The sequence below is a fragment of the Erythrobacter sp. S227 genome (genome assembly GCF_057364925.1).
This window is the reverse complement of record NZ_CP200280.1, coordinates 1,397,251-1,411,223: the sequence shown is the minus strand read 5'-3', so window position 1 is coordinate 1,411,223 and position 13,973 is coordinate 1,397,251. Positions and strand designations below refer to the sequence as shown.

17 protein-coding genes are annotated in these 13,973 nt (G+C 57.2%); 12 read left to right on the top strand and 5 right to left on the bottom strand.

Annotation, left to right across the window (positions count from 1 at the left end; translation table 11 throughout):
- The first annotated feature begins 161 nt into the window (after positions 1 to 161).
- Genes AC0V6Q_RS06850 through AC0V6Q_RS06840 form a run of 3 tightly spaced genes read left to right on the top strand, consistent with a single transcriptional unit; the run spans position 162 to position 3,842 of the window.
- A complete protein-coding gene (locus tag AC0V6Q_RS06850; protein WP_486167650.1) occupies positions 162 to 1,820 on the top strand; it encodes an acetolactate synthase large subunit in 1,659 nt (552 codons plus the stop codon).
- Positions 1,821 to 1,847: 27 nt separating this feature from the next.
- Complete coding sequence (locus tag AC0V6Q_RS06845; RefSeq protein WP_486167649.1) at positions 1,848 to 3,227, top strand: aldehyde dehydrogenase family protein; 1,380 nt, start codon at positions 1,848 to 1,850, stop codon at positions 3,225 to 3,227.
- 60 nt (positions 3,228 to 3,287) lie between these two features.
- Positions 3,288 to 3,842, top strand: a complete 555-nt coding sequence (locus AC0V6Q_RS06840; RefSeq protein ID WP_486167648.1) for a hypothetical protein — start codon at positions 3,288 to 3,290, stop codon at positions 3,840 to 3,842.
- 59 nt (positions 3,843 to 3,901) lie between these two features.
- Here AC0V6Q_RS06840 and AC0V6Q_RS06835 read toward each other — a convergent pair whose 3' ends face one another.
- Complete coding sequence (locus AC0V6Q_RS06835) at positions 3,902 to 4,360, bottom strand: hypothetical protein (RefSeq protein WP_486167647.1); 459 nt, start codon at positions 4,358 to 4,360, stop codon at positions 3,902 to 3,904.
- The gene (locus AC0V6Q_RS06830) at positions 4,350 to 4,628 is read right to left on the bottom strand and encodes a hypothetical protein (protein WP_486167646.1); all 279 of its coding nucleotides are present in this window, start codon (positions 4,626 to 4,628) and stop codon (positions 4,350 to 4,352) included. The genes AC0V6Q_RS06835 and AC0V6Q_RS06830 overlap by 11 nt, the downstream gene beginning before the upstream one ends.
- A gap of 174 nt (positions 4,629 to 4,802) precedes the next feature.
- On the opposite strand from AC0V6Q_RS06830, the gene AC0V6Q_RS06825 reads away from it, so the two are divergent.
- Positions 4,803 to 5,465 (top strand): LexA family transcriptional regulator, encoded by a 663-nt coding sequence (locus tag AC0V6Q_RS06825; RefSeq protein WP_486167645.1) that lies wholly within the window; start codon positions 4,803 to 4,805, stop codon positions 5,463 to 5,465.
- Positions 5,462 to 5,875, top strand: coding sequence for a hypothetical protein (locus AC0V6Q_RS06820; RefSeq protein WP_486167644.1), 414 nt, complete (start codon positions 5,462 to 5,464; stop codon positions 5,873 to 5,875). The genes AC0V6Q_RS06825 and AC0V6Q_RS06820 overlap by 4 nt, the downstream gene beginning before the upstream one ends.
- A gap of 5 nt (positions 5,876 to 5,880) precedes the next feature.
- Here AC0V6Q_RS06820 and AC0V6Q_RS06815 read toward each other — a convergent pair whose 3' ends face one another.
- A complete protein-coding gene (locus AC0V6Q_RS06815) occupies positions 5,881 to 7,164 on the bottom strand; it encodes an NADH:flavin oxidoreductase/NADH oxidase family protein (RefSeq protein ID WP_486167643.1) in 1,284 nt (427 codons plus the stop codon).
- 146 nt (positions 7,165 to 7,310) lie between these two features.
- Between AC0V6Q_RS06815 and AC0V6Q_RS06810 the strand changes: the two genes are divergently transcribed.
- Positions 7,311 to 7,952, top strand: a complete 642-nt coding sequence (locus AC0V6Q_RS06810; RefSeq protein WP_486167642.1) for an MBL fold metallo-hydrolase — start codon at positions 7,311 to 7,313, stop codon at positions 7,950 to 7,952.
- Here AC0V6Q_RS06810 and AC0V6Q_RS06805 read toward each other — a convergent pair.
- Both AC0V6Q_RS06805 and AC0V6Q_RS06800 read right to left on the bottom strand, forming a co-directional pair.
- On the bottom strand, positions 7,949 to 9,079 hold the full coding sequence (locus AC0V6Q_RS06805; protein WP_486167641.1) for a hypothetical protein: 1,131 nt from the start codon (positions 9,077 to 9,079) through the stop codon (positions 7,949 to 7,951). The two genes, AC0V6Q_RS06810 and AC0V6Q_RS06805, sit on opposite strands and share 4 nt — an antisense overlap.
- Before the next feature lie 107 nt (positions 9,080 to 9,186).
- Positions 9,187 to 9,582 (bottom strand): MAPEG family protein, encoded by a 396-nt coding sequence (locus AC0V6Q_RS06800; RefSeq protein ID WP_486167640.1) that lies wholly within the window; start codon positions 9,580 to 9,582, stop codon positions 9,187 to 9,189.
- A 289-nt stretch (positions 9,583 to 9,871) separates the two neighbouring features.
- Between AC0V6Q_RS06800 and rpmF the strand changes: the two genes are divergently transcribed.
- From rpmF to AC0V6Q_RS06770, 6 genes are all read left to right on the top strand, one after another.
- Entirely contained in the window at positions 9,872 to 10,054 is a 183-nt protein-coding gene (gene rpmF / locus AC0V6Q_RS06795; RefSeq protein WP_486167639.1) for a 50S ribosomal protein L32, read from the top strand.
- Positions 10,055 to 10,080: 26 nt separating this feature from the next.
- Positions 10,081 to 11,106 (top strand): phosphate acyltransferase PlsX, encoded by a 1,026-nt coding sequence (gene plsX / locus AC0V6Q_RS06790; protein WP_486167638.1) that lies wholly within the window; start codon positions 10,081 to 10,083, stop codon positions 11,104 to 11,106.
- A gap of 96 nt (positions 11,107 to 11,202) precedes the next feature.
- The gene (locus AC0V6Q_RS06785) at positions 11,203 to 12,192 is read left to right on the top strand and encodes a beta-ketoacyl-ACP synthase III (RefSeq protein WP_486167637.1); all 990 of its coding nucleotides are present in this window, start codon (positions 11,203 to 11,205) and stop codon (positions 12,190 to 12,192) included.
- 120 nt (positions 12,193 to 12,312) lie between these two features.
- The gene (locus AC0V6Q_RS06780; protein ID WP_486167636.1) at positions 12,313 to 12,615 is read left to right on the top strand and encodes an integration host factor subunit alpha; all 303 of its coding nucleotides are present in this window, start codon (positions 12,313 to 12,315) and stop codon (positions 12,613 to 12,615) included.
- Positions 12,616 to 12,651: 36 nt separating this feature from the next.
- A complete protein-coding gene (locus tag AC0V6Q_RS06775) occupies positions 12,652 to 13,104 on the top strand; it encodes a MerR family transcriptional regulator (RefSeq protein WP_486167635.1) in 453 nt (150 codons plus the stop codon).
- A gap of 8 nt (positions 13,105 to 13,112) precedes the next feature.
- On the top strand, positions 13,113 to 13,970 hold the full coding sequence (locus AC0V6Q_RS06770) for a hypothetical protein (RefSeq protein ID WP_486167634.1): 858 nt from the start codon (positions 13,113 to 13,115) through the stop codon (positions 13,968 to 13,970).
- Positions 13,971 to 13,973 lie beyond the last annotated feature (3 nt).

Genomic DNA, 13,973 nt, shown 5'->3' with positions numbered 1-13,973 from the left:
TCCTGCAAGCGGTTCATTTGAGCCGGTAAAGGCGAACCATGGGGGGCATGGTTCTGGGTGTAATCTGCAGGAGCAGGTGACCTTTCTCTCCAGGTGCGCGAGGATTTGTGCACGCGTGCGATCTGCGAATTGCGCGCGCCAACTGGGGGGAAATTGCTAGCATGACTGATACCAAAAAAGCGTCCGACGTATTCATCGAATGCCTCGAGGCGGAAGGCTGCGAGTACATCTTTGGTGTGCCGGGCGAGGAAAATTTGGACTTCCTCGATTCGCTTGGACGCTCTGACAAGATCAAGCTGATCCTGACGCGCCACGAACAAGGCGCAGGCTTTATGGCTGCAACCTATGGCCGCCACACCGGCAAGACCGGCGTATGCGTGGCGACGCTTGGCCCGGGGGCAACGAACTTTGTGACCAGCGCTGCCTATGCGCAGCTTGGCGGTATGCCGGTTCTGATGATCACCGGTCAAAAGCCGATCAAGAAATCAAAGCAAGGCCGCTTCCAGATCGTCGATATCGTCAGCCTGATGGAGCCGGTGACGAAGTATTCGATCCAGATTGCAGCGGGCGACAACATCCCCAGCCGCGTTCGCGAAGCCTATCGCCTCGCCGAGGAGGAAAAGCCCGGCGCAACCCTGATCGAATTGCCCGAGGATATCGCTGAAGAACCCACCGAGGACTGGCATCCGCTTCCCAAGAGCGTTGCGCGCCGTCCATCGGCCGAACCCAAAGCGGTTCGTGCAGCAGTCAAGGCAATCGAGGGAGCCAAGAACCCGGTTCTGGTCATTGGTGCTGGTGCCAACCGAAAACTGTGCGGGCGGATGCTTGAACAATTTGTCGAGAAGACCGGCATTCCCTTCCTGACCACCCAGATGGGCAAAGGCGTGATTGATGAACGCCATCCAAAATTCCTGGGCTGCGCTGCTTTGTCAGCAGGTGACTTCGTCCACCGCGCGGTCGAAGCGTCCGATTGCATTATCAATGTCGGTCACGACGTGATCGAAAAGCCGCCCTTCTTTATGAAGGACAACGGCGTTACCGTGATCCACGTCTCTACCCGTACAGCGGAAGTAGACCCGGTCTATTTCCCGCAGGTCGAGGTTATCGGCGACATCGCCAACGCCATCTGGCAGATCAAGGAAGACATCTCTCCCAATCGCGATTGGGATTTTGAGCACATGCTTGCCTATCACAAGGCGGAGCTTGAGCACACGAACGCTCTTGCAGCAGATGCGCGCTTCCCGATCTTCCCGCCGCATCTGGTTCAGCAGGTGCGCGATTGCGTGCCGCGCGATGGCATTATCTGCCTTGATAACGGCGTTTACAAAATCTGGTTTGCGCGCGGGTACACCGCCTACCTGCCTAACACCGTTCTGCTCGACAATGCGCTTGCGACGATGGGCGCTGGCCTGCCTTCTGCAATGATGAGCGCGATGCTTTATCCCGACCGCCACGTCATGGCGATTTGCGGCGATGGCGGGTTTATGATGAACAGCCAGGAGATGGAGACCGCGGTTCGCCTTGGCCTCAATCTCACCGTTCTGATCCTTCGCGATGATGCGTACGGCATGATCCGCTGGAAGCAAGCGAATATGGGCTTCAATGACTTTGGTCTGACCTATGGCAACCCGGATTTCGTCCAATATGCAGAGAGTTATGGCGCGAAAGGGTACCGGGTGGAAAGCAGCGAGCACCTCACCGAACTGCTTGCCCATTGCCGTGATACGCCGGGTGTTCACCTGATCGATTGTCCGGTGGACTACACCGAGAACGATCAGATCCTGAACATCGATATCAAGGAATTGAGCGCGAAGCTCTAAGCTTTTCGGCGAGTGCGTCAGGAGACAATGATGAAGACAGTGGTCAACCCCTTCGACCTTTCCGAAATCGGGCAGGTTCCGACCGCCGAATGGGACGAGATCGACGCGTTTCTGGCGCGGGCGCATGAGCTTTCGGAAGATCGCTCGACGTGGATGAAAACGCACGAACGCGCCGCGATCCTCGAGAAGGTCGTGGGGATCATGAAAGAGCGGCGTGACCACCTTGCATTTCAGATCGCCAACGAAGGGGGCAAGCCGCTGATCGATGCGCGGGTGGAGGCGGACCGGGCGATCAAAGGCGTCGAGCTTTGCATCGAAGACCTTGGCAATATCCGTGGCACCGAAATTCCGATGGGGCTCAGCGCATCGGGTGATGGTCGGTTTGCGTGGACCTCGCGTGAGCCGATCGGGCCGGTGGTCGCCGTTTCAGCATTTAACCACCCGCTCAATCTGATCGTCCATCAGGTTGCGCCAGCCGTGGCGACCGGGTGCCCGGTGATCGTCAAGCCTGCCAGCGACACGCCGCTGTCCTGCTTTGAGTTTATCGACATTCTGCACGAGGCGGGACTTCCCAAAGAATGGGCCAAAGCAGTCGCGCCTTCGCGTGAGGCTTCGGAAAAGATGGTGACCGACCCCCGCGTTGCCTTCTTTACCTTCATCGGTTCCGCTGGCGTTGGCTGGGGGCTTCGCTCCAAGCTTTCTCCTGGCACGCGGTGCGCGCTTGAGCACGGCGGCGTTGCTCCCGTGATCGTCGATGCGACCGCTGACCTTGATACAGCGGTGCCATCCCTGATGAAGGGCGGATTCTACCACTCGGGCCAGGTGTGCGTTTCGGTCCAGCGGATTTTCGCACACTCCTCAATTGTCGATGAATTGTCCTCGCGCATGGCAGAGGCTGCAAAAGAGCTTAAAGTTGGCAATGCGATCAACGAAGACACCGAATGCGGTCCGCTTATCCGTCCGGCGGAAACCGACCGTGTGGCCGATTGGGTAGACGAAGCGCGCGAGGGCGGGGCACAGGTGCTTTGCGGGGGCGAAAAACTGTCCGATACGACCTATGCGCCCACCGTCCTGATAAACCCGCCAAAGGATGCGAAGGTTTCAACCAATGAGGTCTTTGGCCCCGTGGTTTGCATCTACTCCTATGATGACGTGGACGATGCGATTGCGCAGGCCAACTCGCTCGATGTGTCCTTCCAGGCGGCGGTATTCACCAATGATCTGAAAGGCGCGATGCACACCTATCGCAACATCAACGCATCGGCTGTCATGGTGAACGACCACTCCGCCTTCCGCGTGGACTGGATGCCCTTTGCCGGCTTAAAAACATCAGGCCACGGCACCGGCGGCATCCCCTACACGATGCACGAGATGACGATCGAGAAGATGATCGTGATCAAGGCGTAGTTCCACAGTTCAATCTGCCAAGTCCTTCACGCTCGTGCGATGTGAATATAGGGTCGACATATGATCGTATCTGCTCATTGCCCGCATTGTGAACTTACGTTCGCTTCGAGAACATTCCAGATCTCTCGCAAGGCCGACGTCAGTGGGGTTATTATGATGGGCAATCAGGAATCATGCCCTCGCTGTGGGAAGCTTGCCAATACGATGTCAGCCAGCTTCAGCGTGAAGAATGGTATCTTAGGAAACTTCAATTCTCTAGAAAAAGCTGCTGATGATCTGCGGAAGTTGCAGAGCATCGCCAACCAGGTTCAATCTGGGAATCTCGTAAAAGAAGATGCCGATAAGCAAGTATCTGAACTCAGTATTGAAGTAGCGGAGGCTTGGCGATTGCTGGGCAACAACAGCGGTCAAATTACTGTGCTTCTCACGATGCTTGGTCTGATAATAAGTGTCTATATTGGCATTCAATCATACCGGGCGGTGCTATCGACGGGGGAACTTGAGAAGCGGCAGCTAGAAGCGATTCAGAAGCTTCAAGAAGACGTTCGGAAGATTCCTGAAGCGTCAGCAATTGAAGGAGAAGAGGAACTCCCACCACAATCAGACATAGTGTAAAGCCAAAAAGAAAAGACCTATTGTCAATTCTTGGGTCCACGAAGCAATTGTTGGTCAAATCAACTCTCCTCCAGCAACAACAAGACCGCCGTCACAATCATCCGTTCGTGCATGCCGAAACGGTGGTCGACCTCGGTGATTGTTGCATCGGCGACCAATTGACCGGGGATGGTGAACTCGTGCTCTGGCAGGCATTCGATCAATTCCTCGCCAATCGCGACAGCCTCCGCGCCTTCAAAGCGCAAGGTGACCTCGTGCCGAGTGCCGGCAAAGGTGATTGAACTCCACGCTTTCTCCTCATGTTTGACACAGGTAGCGCGACTTCCAGACAGGTTCAGCAGCGCCTCGCGCACGCGGTCCGCAGTGGTGCGGCGCGCGCGCATCGGGTGGCCCCTGTTTGTGACCTTTGGTTCGCTTTGGGGTGTAGCGGATTTCGTCTCAAGCGCAGGGCGGCGAAGCAGAGCGCCAAGCGCGGTCCCAATGGTTGAACGACCGAGGGTTTGCGGATCAAGCAGCACGGCGAAATCCTTTCACTTCAAGAGCGGACGGGGCCATCATCGGCGGGGTGGCAGCAATACGGCGGAAAGAGTGCGGGCGCGCGCCCTCGGGATGCTGCGCATCATATTGCGCCATCCATTTGAGCGTGCGTTCTTCGGTTGCGGGGCGCGGGATGCGGCCCATGCGCAGGTCCAGGACAAACCGCGGATCGTGCGCGGCAAGGCGGCCAAATTTGGTCGCGGCCATTTTGTGAGCTTGCAGGAAGCATTCGACTTTTCTGATCAACATTTGAGATCCCTTTCGGTGTTCGATCCATCGTTACCGAGCTCACTACCTGCACCGTGATTCGCCCAATGTTCCTATAATGTTCCAGTTCAATTCCTACTTGTCTAGGAAAAATCTTTCATGTAGGAAGGATTTGGTAAGGATGTTAGCCGAAACACCGCCGAAAGGGGTTTGAATATGAGCCAGCCAGATGCACGTAACCGCTTGGCAGAGTTGTCAAAAGAGCGCGGGGCCAGCCTTGCGAGCCTGTCGGAATTGCTTGGGCGAAACGCCTCTTACCTTCAGCAATTCATCAAAAAAGGCAGCCCACGAAAGCTCGAAGAAGGGGACCGCAGGACCCTGGCTGAGTTTTTTGGTGTGGACGAATCCGAGCTTGGCGCGCCGGAAAGTCCACCCAAAGAAAAATCCTACACACCGCGCCGCTTGGCTCCTGAAACGGGCTATATCGATGTGCCCCGGCTCAATATCGGCGCATCGGCAGGGCCGGGCGCTCTGCCGGAGTTTGAGGAAGCGTTCGACGCCTTCCGTTTCTCGCGCCGCTGGTTGGCGGAACAGGGGTTGGAGGGCGCGAAGCTACAAGCGATCACGGTTGAGGGCGATTCGATGGAGCCGCTTTTGAATGATGGCGATGAAATCCTGATCGACACCAGCGAGCGCCCGTTCCGCGATGGTGTCCATGTGGTGCGCCTTGGTGATACGCTCATGGTGAAGCGCGTTGCGCAAGCAGGCGCAGGGCGGTTTTCGCTGCTCAGCCAGAACTTGGCCTATCCGCCAGTGGACGTGGCGGCGGAAGAGATGGAAGTGATTGGCCGGGTGGTTTGGAAAGGGGGGCGGATATGATTTCTCAGAAGCGCTTTCTCGCAGCAATTCTTTTGGCTTCGATTGTGAACACCATCCTGATGGTGACTGTGTTCAGAGACGGGAATGCGATCTGGGATGGCAGGGCATTTGAGGCTGGCTATTGGCTCGCCTACCGACCGCGCGTTGGATTGGCTATCTTCGTCCAGTTCTTCTCATTGGGATTTACGGGAGCGGGCTTGTTTCTGCTTATCGGAGTCGGTCACCATGTCGTACCACGAATGGTATCTCGCTCGACAGCCAAGGGAGCATTCGTGGCTGGAGGTGCGGGGCTTGGGTTTGTGATTACAAAGCTACTCGCCCACACCGAAATCGGCGTATTTTTCGGAGCCATCACAGCGTTGTTGTTTGCCTTGTTTTGTCCCGAATGGTTTCACCGGTCGCAGAGTTAGGTTGCTCAACCCCGCCGCCGTTTGAGCCAATCCTTATGCGTCGCCTCGGTCTGCCGCCATGCGGCGAAGACGGAAAGGTCCTTATCCGGCTTACCCGTGCGGCCCAGCGCGTAAATCTGGCCGTAGAACCAGAACTGCACCGCGAAACTTGCTGCGGCGCGTAGGGCCTTGATCCCGGTTAGGAAACGCAAGGCGGGCGGGAAGAGCGACAATTCGTCTTCGTAGCGGTGGAGGGCGGCCTCGCCTTCGAGCAGGCGCTTTGGCCCGTCTGGGTCTGCACACAAGGGCCGCCCGAGGCCAATCAGATCCGCCGCGCCGCTCTCCAATGCCTGTTCCATTGCTGCTTTGGTGCGAAAGCCGCCTGTGACCATCAGCGGCACTTTGCACGCTTCTTTCATGGCCTTGGCAAAGTCGACGAAATAGGCCTCGCGCTTGGCGGTTGAGGCTTTGACATTGGGGTTCTCGGCTGGCTCCATCCCCTCGATGCCGAGCAGCTTGGGTTGTTCATAGGTGCCGCCCGAAATCTCGATGAGGTCGACGCCAAGCTCCTCAAGCCAGCCCACCACCTGCACGCTGTCCTCAAACGCAAAGCCGCCTTTTTGAAAGTCGGCGCTGTTGAGTTTGACGCTGATGGGAAACGCGGGGCCGACCGCCGCGCGCGATTGGCGGATGACTTCGGTAAGGAGCCGTGCGCGGTTCTCTAGGCTTCCGCCGTATTCATCGGTCCGCTGATTGGTGCGCGGGGATAAGAATTGCGAGATGAGATAGCCATGCGCGCCGTGGATTTGCACGCCGGTAAAGCCGACCTCTTTGCAGGTCCGCACCGCGCGAACGAACCCTGCGATGATCGCCTCGATCTCGTGGCTCTCCAATGCAACCGGCTCACCAAATTGCCCCCCGGGAATGCCGAGTTTGACGGCAGAGGGCGCCTTGGGATGCGGGTTCACGATCTTGAAGCATTGACGCCCGGCATGGCTGATCTGCGCCCAGAAGTGGTTGCCATTAGAGGTGCCCGCCTTCGTCCATTCGCGGAACCGTGCAAGCTCTGGCTCGGTCAATTCGCGGTCGATAATGACATTGCCGGGGCGCTCAAGGTGGTCGGCATCGATCTGGATATTGCCGGAGAGCAGCATCCCCGAACCACCCTCGGCCCAGATACGATAAAGCCGTGTGAGTTCAGGGGTGGGGAGGCCTTGCGGGTCAGCAAGCCCCTCGGTCATCGCCGCTTTCGCCAACCGATTGGGCATCACCGCGCCGCAGGGCAGTGTGAGTTCGCTTGCGAGTGTCATTGTTTTGTTTCTCCCCGTTTTCGATAATCATAGCGAAAGGGTCTTTGGTTGAAACTCGTTTTTCTCACTCAGTTGGGGAGTGCTTGCATTTGCTCCCCGCCCGCGCCATTTCGAGACCTATGACTGACACGCCAAAACAGCCCCCCATGAAAGCCGCCATTATCCCAGTGACGCCATTGCAGCAGAACTGCTCACTGATCTGGTGCACGAAGACGATGAAGGCCGCGCTCACCGATCCGGGCGGCGATCTGCACAAGCTCAAAGATGGCATTGCAAAAGCAGGCGTGACGCTTGAGAAAATCCTCATCACCCATGGCCATCTCGACCACTGCGGTCAGGCAGGGATGTTGGCCGAGGAACTGGGCGTGCCGATTGAAGGGCCGCACAAGGACGACCTGTTCTGGATCGAGCAACTCGACAGCGACGGCGCGCGATATGGGATGGAAGCCAAGAGTTTCACGCCTGACCGGTGGTTAGAGCAGGGCGATACGGTGACGGTGGGTGAGCTCACCCTCGACGTGATCCATTGCCCCGGTCACACGCCTGGTCATGTCGTTTTCGTTCACGGGCCCAGCAAGTTTGCGATTGTGGGCGATGTCCTGTTCCAAGGCTCCATCGGCCGCACCGATTTTCCGCGCGGTAATCACCAAGATTTGATCGATTCGATAACACAGCGCCTCTGGCCACTGGGCGAAGATATAACCTTCATCCCCGGCCACGGCCCGACGAGCACCTTCGGGCGCGAGCGCCAAACCAATGCGTTCGTGAGTGACTACGCGTTGAGCTAGCTGTCTTCGACTACCAGCGTCGCGAGGATTTCTTCGGCAATCGGCTGAGAAGGTTCCTGAAAGACGATGTCGGTGATGGGCTCGAGGAGTTCGACATCATAGTCGCCGTCTTGCCCATCCACAGCGTCTACGCCGCGGCCCATATTGTGATTGTACCAGGCCGGTGTTCCATATTCGGGCTTGCCAGGCTTGAGGTTGAGATATCGTCTTGGCTCTCCGCAATTGCCATCGCGGCTGCCGACAGGCCCCGTCTTACCTGGTCGTCCCGCTTGCCCCGGACGACCGCCTACGCCCTGTTCTGGATTGGTCTCGCCTCCCTTTAAACGAAAGCGTGACCGTTCGATCGCGTCCCAGATTTCGTTCTCACCAACGTAAAAGAACAGCGAGGCACCATCTCCGCTGCATCCGGCATTGCCTCCCTTACCGCCGCGTCCGGCGTTGCCGCCTTTGCCGCCTCTGCCATTGTTGCGCCGACAAAAGGGTCCGTCAGAGCGTGCGTTTTTGCCGCGCTTGCCGGTATTGCCATCACTGCCATCGCCGCCCTGGCCGCCCTGGCCGCCATTGCCTCCTGGAAGGCCGGGCAGGTTGAATTCAAAATTGACCTCGTTTGGATCGCCGTTTTCTACTGTCATTTTCTTTATGAAAACAAAGAAGGTGGGCGAATGGCGGGTGCTGCCGGTTCCGCCGGTGCCTCCCGTGCGGCCATGGGCACCTTTGCCATTAGGAGCGGGCGCATTCCCGCCTCTAGCTCCTTTGAGCGAGCGCATATAGGCGTCGTAGTCGCGGAAAAACCATCGAAAATCCAGAGTGGGAACGGTACGGTCAGCCCGCTTTACGATAAGCTCATCTACGATCAGACAATATGTTTCATTGTCTTTTGTCAGATCCCATTGGATGAAAGCGTCGTCGAAGAGTGTCAGGCTCTTCCATTTCATGATCGGTTCATCGAAAAGGATGTCGGTCGGTCCTGGCGCCGCTGGATTTATGTTGAGATTTTTACCGGTATAAGGTGCGCGGGCGCACTCGACCAAGATATCAAAAACTTCGGGCAATTCGCGATTGTCGCAAATGGCATCATCGCATGTGCTATCGTAGGCCAGCACATTCTCTTGCTGTTCTGTCTGCAAATTTCCCCCCTGCATTTTGCTACGACATACTGTTGTCTAGAAACCAAAGCGGGTAAAGGCCGAAAGTCACATCTTTAATGGCCACATCTTATGTGGCTGCAAAATCCTTACATTACCCCGCCAGCGATTAACGCCGCCACCACGGCCAGCCCCAACAGCGTCAGCATCGAGACAAGCGTGCCGATCATGCGGCCAATCTGCATTGAACCGCCGTCCATGCCAAAGGCGTGCGCAACACGGCCGATGATGAAGAGGCCGGCCACCCATGCAAGCCATGGCTCGCCGCGACCGGAAAGCTCAATTGCAGCCAGCAGGATCAGCACAAACGGCGCATTCTCGACGAAGTTGGCCTGTGCGCGCATGCGGCGGATCAGGTTCTCATTGTCTTCATCGCCAACGGAAATCTTCTCCGCCTGACGCACCGCTCCAATGCGCAGCATCAACCAGATATTCAAAATCGCCGCCGCAGCAGCACATGACAGTGTAACAGGAAGCAGTTCCATCGAGCGATCCCCTCGCAAAATATATTGGTTTTTATCTGAAACCTAATTAGAAGCTGAGTGCGGATATAGCAATGTCGAAAGTGAAACACTATCGCGAGGCTATTGCTTGCAAGCTTTGGAAATTTCGCTATAGCGCGCGGCTTCCCGCCAATTCAGGCAAGGAGCCGCATGCGCGTTGGTTATTGACCTTGTGCGCACCGCGACCTTGCCGTAAGGGCGTCACCGAAACATAGGAAAAGCGCAGGAAACCGGCGCTTTGCCACGCAATATTTAAGGAAATGGCTGAGCCATGGCAGTCCCTAAGAGAAAAGTATCCCCGCATCGCCGTGGAAACCGCCGTGCGCATGATTCGCTCAAAGTGGAAGCGTTCACCGAATGCTCCAACTGCGGTGAATTGAAGCGCCCGCACATGATGTGCAACGCATGCGGTTACTACAACGGCCGTCTGGTTCTTGCCCCCAAGGGCATTTAAACCGTCATTAAAGAAGGACTTAGCGCATGACCCTCCCGCGTATCGCCATTGACGCGATGGGCGGTGATGAGGGCGTGCGCGTAATGGTCGAGGGCGCGGCGCTTGCTCGCCGCGACCACCCTGGCTTCCAATTCTTGTTGGTTGGCGATTCGGCGCGAATTGAACGCGCTCTGGAAAGCCACCCGGGAATCGCAGGCGCGTCTGAAATCCTTCATTGCGACGATGTGATCAGCGGCGATGAATTGCCGTCGAAGGCCATTCGCCGTGCCAAAACCACCAGCATGGGCCTTGCGGTCAACGCGGTGAAAGAGGGCGCGGCTGGCGCAGCGGTGAGCGCAGGCAACACCGGCGCTCTTATGGCGATGAGCAAGATTGCGCTTCGCACGCTTCCCGGAATCGACCGGCCAGCGCTTGCCGCATTGATGCCTACGCTTGAGCCCCATGATGTGGTCATGCTTGACCTTGGCGCAAACACAGAAGCGGATGCCCGCAATCTGGTGCAATTTGCCGTCATGGGCGCGGCCTATTCTCGCATCGTAAACGGGTTCGAGAGCCCCACGGTGCGCCTTCTCAATATCGGAACCGAGGACATCAAGGGCACAGGCGCGCTGCGCGATGCCGCCGCTTTGCTGACCGAGGCAAAAGGGCTTGCGATGAAGTTTGACGGTTTCGTAGAAAGCGACAAGATCAATCGCGGTGAAACGCATGTTGTCGTGACCGACGGCTTTTCCGGAAACATCGCGCTGAAGGCTATCGAGGGATCTGCCCGCTTTGTGACCGACCTTTTGCGACAAGCCTTCACCAGTTCGCTGCGTTCCAAGATCGGCTTTCTCGTCTCGCGCCCAGCGACCGAGCTTTTGAAGCATCACCTTGACCCCAACAACCACAACGGCGCGGTTTTCCTCGGCCTCAACGGGGTTGTGGTGAAAAGCCACGGCAGCGCAACAGCCAAGGGCGTTGCCCAGGCGGTGACCGTTGCCGCCCGTCTTCTGGAGAACCGTTTGATTGACCGGATTGCGGAAGACCTGGGCGAATTGGGCCCGAATTTTTAAGGGCTGGGCCTTGAAACGTAACGGAAACGGGCCGAAAGCAGGCTTTAGCGACACGTAACGTCAACCATCGGAGCTTTGCTCCTGACAGGATCAAAAGTGCCTAGTTCACGGATCACGGGGTCGGGCTCGGCTCTGCCCAAGCGCATTGTCACCAATGCCGAAATGGCCACTATGGTGGACACGTCCGATGAGTGGATCGTCGAGCGCACCGGAATTCGGCAGCGCTATATTGCCGGCGAGGGGGAGACAACATCGACCCTCGCGATCGAGGCGGCCAAGGCGGCGCTGGATGATGCGGGGCTGACGGCTCAGGATATCGACCTTATCGTTTTGGCGACTGCCACGCCGGATAATACCTTCCCCGCGACCGCGACCAAGGTTCAGCATGCGCTGGGCTGTAATGGCGGCATCGCTTTTGATGTGGCGGCGGTTTGCTCCGGCTTTCTCTATGCGCTGACCACTGCCGACTCGCTGCTTTCGACCGGCAAGGCAAAGCGTGCGCTTGTCATCGGGGCAGAGACTTTTAGCCGGATCCTCGATTGGGAGGACCGCACCACCTGCGTCCTGTTTGGCGATGGGGCGGGCGCTATTGTATTGGAATCGGCCCTTTCATCCGATTTGGCTGAGAAAAGCGGGACCAAAGGCGAGCCCGGTATCATATCGAGCAGCCTTCACGCAGACGGCGCACAGCACGATTTGCTCTATGTCGATGGAGGCCCCTCGAGCACGCAAACGGTTGGCCAATTGCGCATGCGCGGGCCCGAAGTGTTCAAGCACGCGGTCGTGAACCTTTCCAATGTCCTCAAAGAAGTCATTGAAGATGCAGGTGTTTCTGCCGATGAGATCGACTGGATCGTGCCGCATCAGGCGAACAAACGCATCCTCGATGCGACCGCGCGAAAGCTCAAAATTGCGCCGGAACGTGTGGTGGTGACAGTGGATCGCCATGCCAACACGTCGGCTGCGTCCGTCCCCCTTGCTTTCGATACAGCGCGCAAGGACGGGCGGATAAAGGAAGGCGATCTTGTCTTGATGGAGGCGATGGGCGGCGGCTTCACATGGGGCGCAAGTCTCATCCGAATTTGAGGCGCATTTGTAAGGAAGCGCCAAGTTCGTATGGTACCAATACATTGATTTGCGCGTAGCCTGAAAAAAGCTTATGCTACCATCACTTAAATGGGTCGCGCCGATCAGGGAGTTTTGCATATGATGCGTTCAGTTGGTACTCTTACCCGGGCTGATCTGGCCGAGACGATCAATCGCAAGATGGGCTTTAGCCGCGCTGAATCGCTCGATCTGGTCGAGGCGATCCTGGACAAGATGTCCGATGCCCTCGAAAAAGGCGAGAACGTCAAAATCTCGGGGTTTGGCAGCTTTGTCCTGCGCGACAAGAACGAACGGATTGGCCGCAATCCCAAGACCGGCGTCGAGGTTCCGATTACACCGCGCCGCGTTCTGACCTTCCGCGCAAGCCAGCTTTTGAAAGAGAAAATCGCCGGCGCGTCATAACGCCCTCGCGATTTTTCCATATAAGAAAGTGCTGCAATGGTAGACTTCGCCGACGGTAAAGCGAAAAGCGCCTTTCGCACGATTGGCGAGGTCAGCGAGGCGCTGAACATCAAACCTCACGTCCTGCGCTATTGGGAGCAGCAGTTTTCGCTGCTCAAACCGATGAAGCGCAGCGGCGGGCGCAGGCTTTACCGTCCCAGCGATATCGAAATGGTCGAAGAGATCGACCGGCTGGTCAATCAGGAGGGCTATACGCTGAAAGGAGCCGAGGCTGTCCTTCGTTCAAGCGGTGTCTCGGGTGCAGAACGTCGCAAGGGCGAACGCCGCGACTTCGACCGCCGCGATGGCGAGGAATTCACCGCCGGCCCGGCAAGACCGCAAGCAAGGTCACAAACGGGAGCCGCCTCCGACGATGGCCCACCGATTGCCGAAAGCATTGCCAAGCTGAAAGAAATCCGCGCCCGGCTTGCCCGCGCGATCGAGGCTTAGGCTGGTCCATGGGGTTGTTTGGTTTCGGCAAAGGAAAATCTGCGGCCAAACCCGCATTTGAGCCCAAACCAAAGCTGATGACGCCTTTCGATCAAAGCGGGAAAATGCGCCTGCACGATCTGCTGTGCGATGGCGTCATTGCACAAAACCTCGGAAGCTTTGAGGCGCTATGTGAAACTTATGCGGCCTTGCAGGCCGAGCATGCTGACAAGTACATCCTCGCAACGCTCGATAATCCGGGCCAAGCGGCCTACACTTCGGGTCATGCCATTGATAAGCATGAGCTCGACGATATCGAAGGACATGATTTGTCCTCGCTACCTCCTGAATGCTTCGAGGACGGGGAGCATATCGGTTATCTGACCACGGAAGCCGAACTTCCAATCAGGCTGGCGAACCTTAAGGCGCGTTCTGCACAGACGTCCTTCGATGATGCTTGCGGTCTGCTCGATTGGCAGGCGGGGGATGATGAAGGGCCTGCCTATCCCGATGCGTTGATCCTTGATCCGGAAGCTGCACTTGCGCCCGATCTGAAGCGTAAAATCCACCTCCAATTTGTCCCTGTCGACACGGCCTCTGACGCTTTGGCGGCGCTGCCGAATGGGTATTTCACTTCTGATCTGACCCCGATGCAATGTTACGCGGTCGCGCTGCATTTTCAGACGCATCACGGGTTGAAATTGTCTGGTGTGGGTGCAAGCAATCTCGGATTTTCCCGTGATCTTGTGCTGGAAGGTGAGGAGGCCAAGGCGCTCGCCTGCGATATCGCGAAACTCTATTCCGGTGCGCCTGGCGATGCTGTTCAGAGGCTTTCCGATGCCTTGGTGGGCAAGAAATGGCTGCTTCTGCGCTATTCCGAGTGGTGAGCC

Coding starts and splice junctions, on each gene's coding strand:
- AC0V6Q_RS06850 (WP_486167650.1), top strand. CDS start 162: ATGACTGATACCAAAAAAGCGTCCGACGTATTCATCGAATGCCTCGAG.
- AC0V6Q_RS06845 (WP_486167649.1), top strand. CDS start 1,848: ATGATGAAGACAGTGGTCAACCCCTTCGACCTTTCCGAAATCGGGCAG.
- AC0V6Q_RS06840 (WP_486167648.1), top strand. CDS start 3,288: ATGATCGTATCTGCTCATTGCCCGCATTGTGAACTTACGTTCGCTTCG.
- AC0V6Q_RS06830 (WP_486167646.1), bottom strand. CDS start 4,628: ATGTTGATCAGAAAAGTCGAATGCTTCCTGCAAGCTCACAAAATGGCC.
- AC0V6Q_RS06825 (WP_486167645.1), top strand. CDS start 4,803: ATGAGCCAGCCAGATGCACGTAACCGCTTGGCAGAGTTGTCAAAAGAG.
- AC0V6Q_RS06820 (WP_486167644.1), top strand. CDS start 5,462: ATGATTTCTCAGAAGCGCTTTCTCGCAGCAATTCTTTTGGCTTCGATT.
- AC0V6Q_RS06815 (WP_486167643.1), bottom strand. CDS start 7,164: ATGACACTCGCAAGCGAACTCACACTGCCCTGCGGCGCGGTGATGCCC.
- AC0V6Q_RS06810 (WP_486167642.1), top strand. CDS start 7,311: ATGAAAGCCGCCATTATCCCAGTGACGCCATTGCAGCAGAACTGCTCA.
- AC0V6Q_RS06800 (WP_486167640.1), bottom strand. CDS start 9,582: ATGGAACTGCTTCCTGTTACACTGTCATGTGCTGCTGCGGCGGCGATT.
- rpmF (WP_486167639.1), top strand. CDS start 9,872: ATGGCAGTCCCTAAGAGAAAAGTATCCCCGCATCGCCGTGGAAACCGC.
- plsX (WP_486167638.1), top strand. CDS start 10,081: ATGACCCTCCCGCGTATCGCCATTGACGCGATGGGCGGTGATGAGGGC.
- AC0V6Q_RS06780 (WP_486167636.1), top strand. CDS start 12,313: ATGATGCGTTCAGTTGGTACTCTTACCCGGGCTGATCTGGCCGAGACG.
- AC0V6Q_RS06775 (WP_486167635.1), top strand. CDS start 12,652: ATGGTAGACTTCGCCGACGGTAAAGCGAAAAGCGCCTTTCGCACGATT.
- AC0V6Q_RS06770 (WP_486167634.1), top strand. CDS start 13,113: ATGGGGTTGTTTGGTTTCGGCAAAGGAAAATCTGCGGCCAAACCCGCA.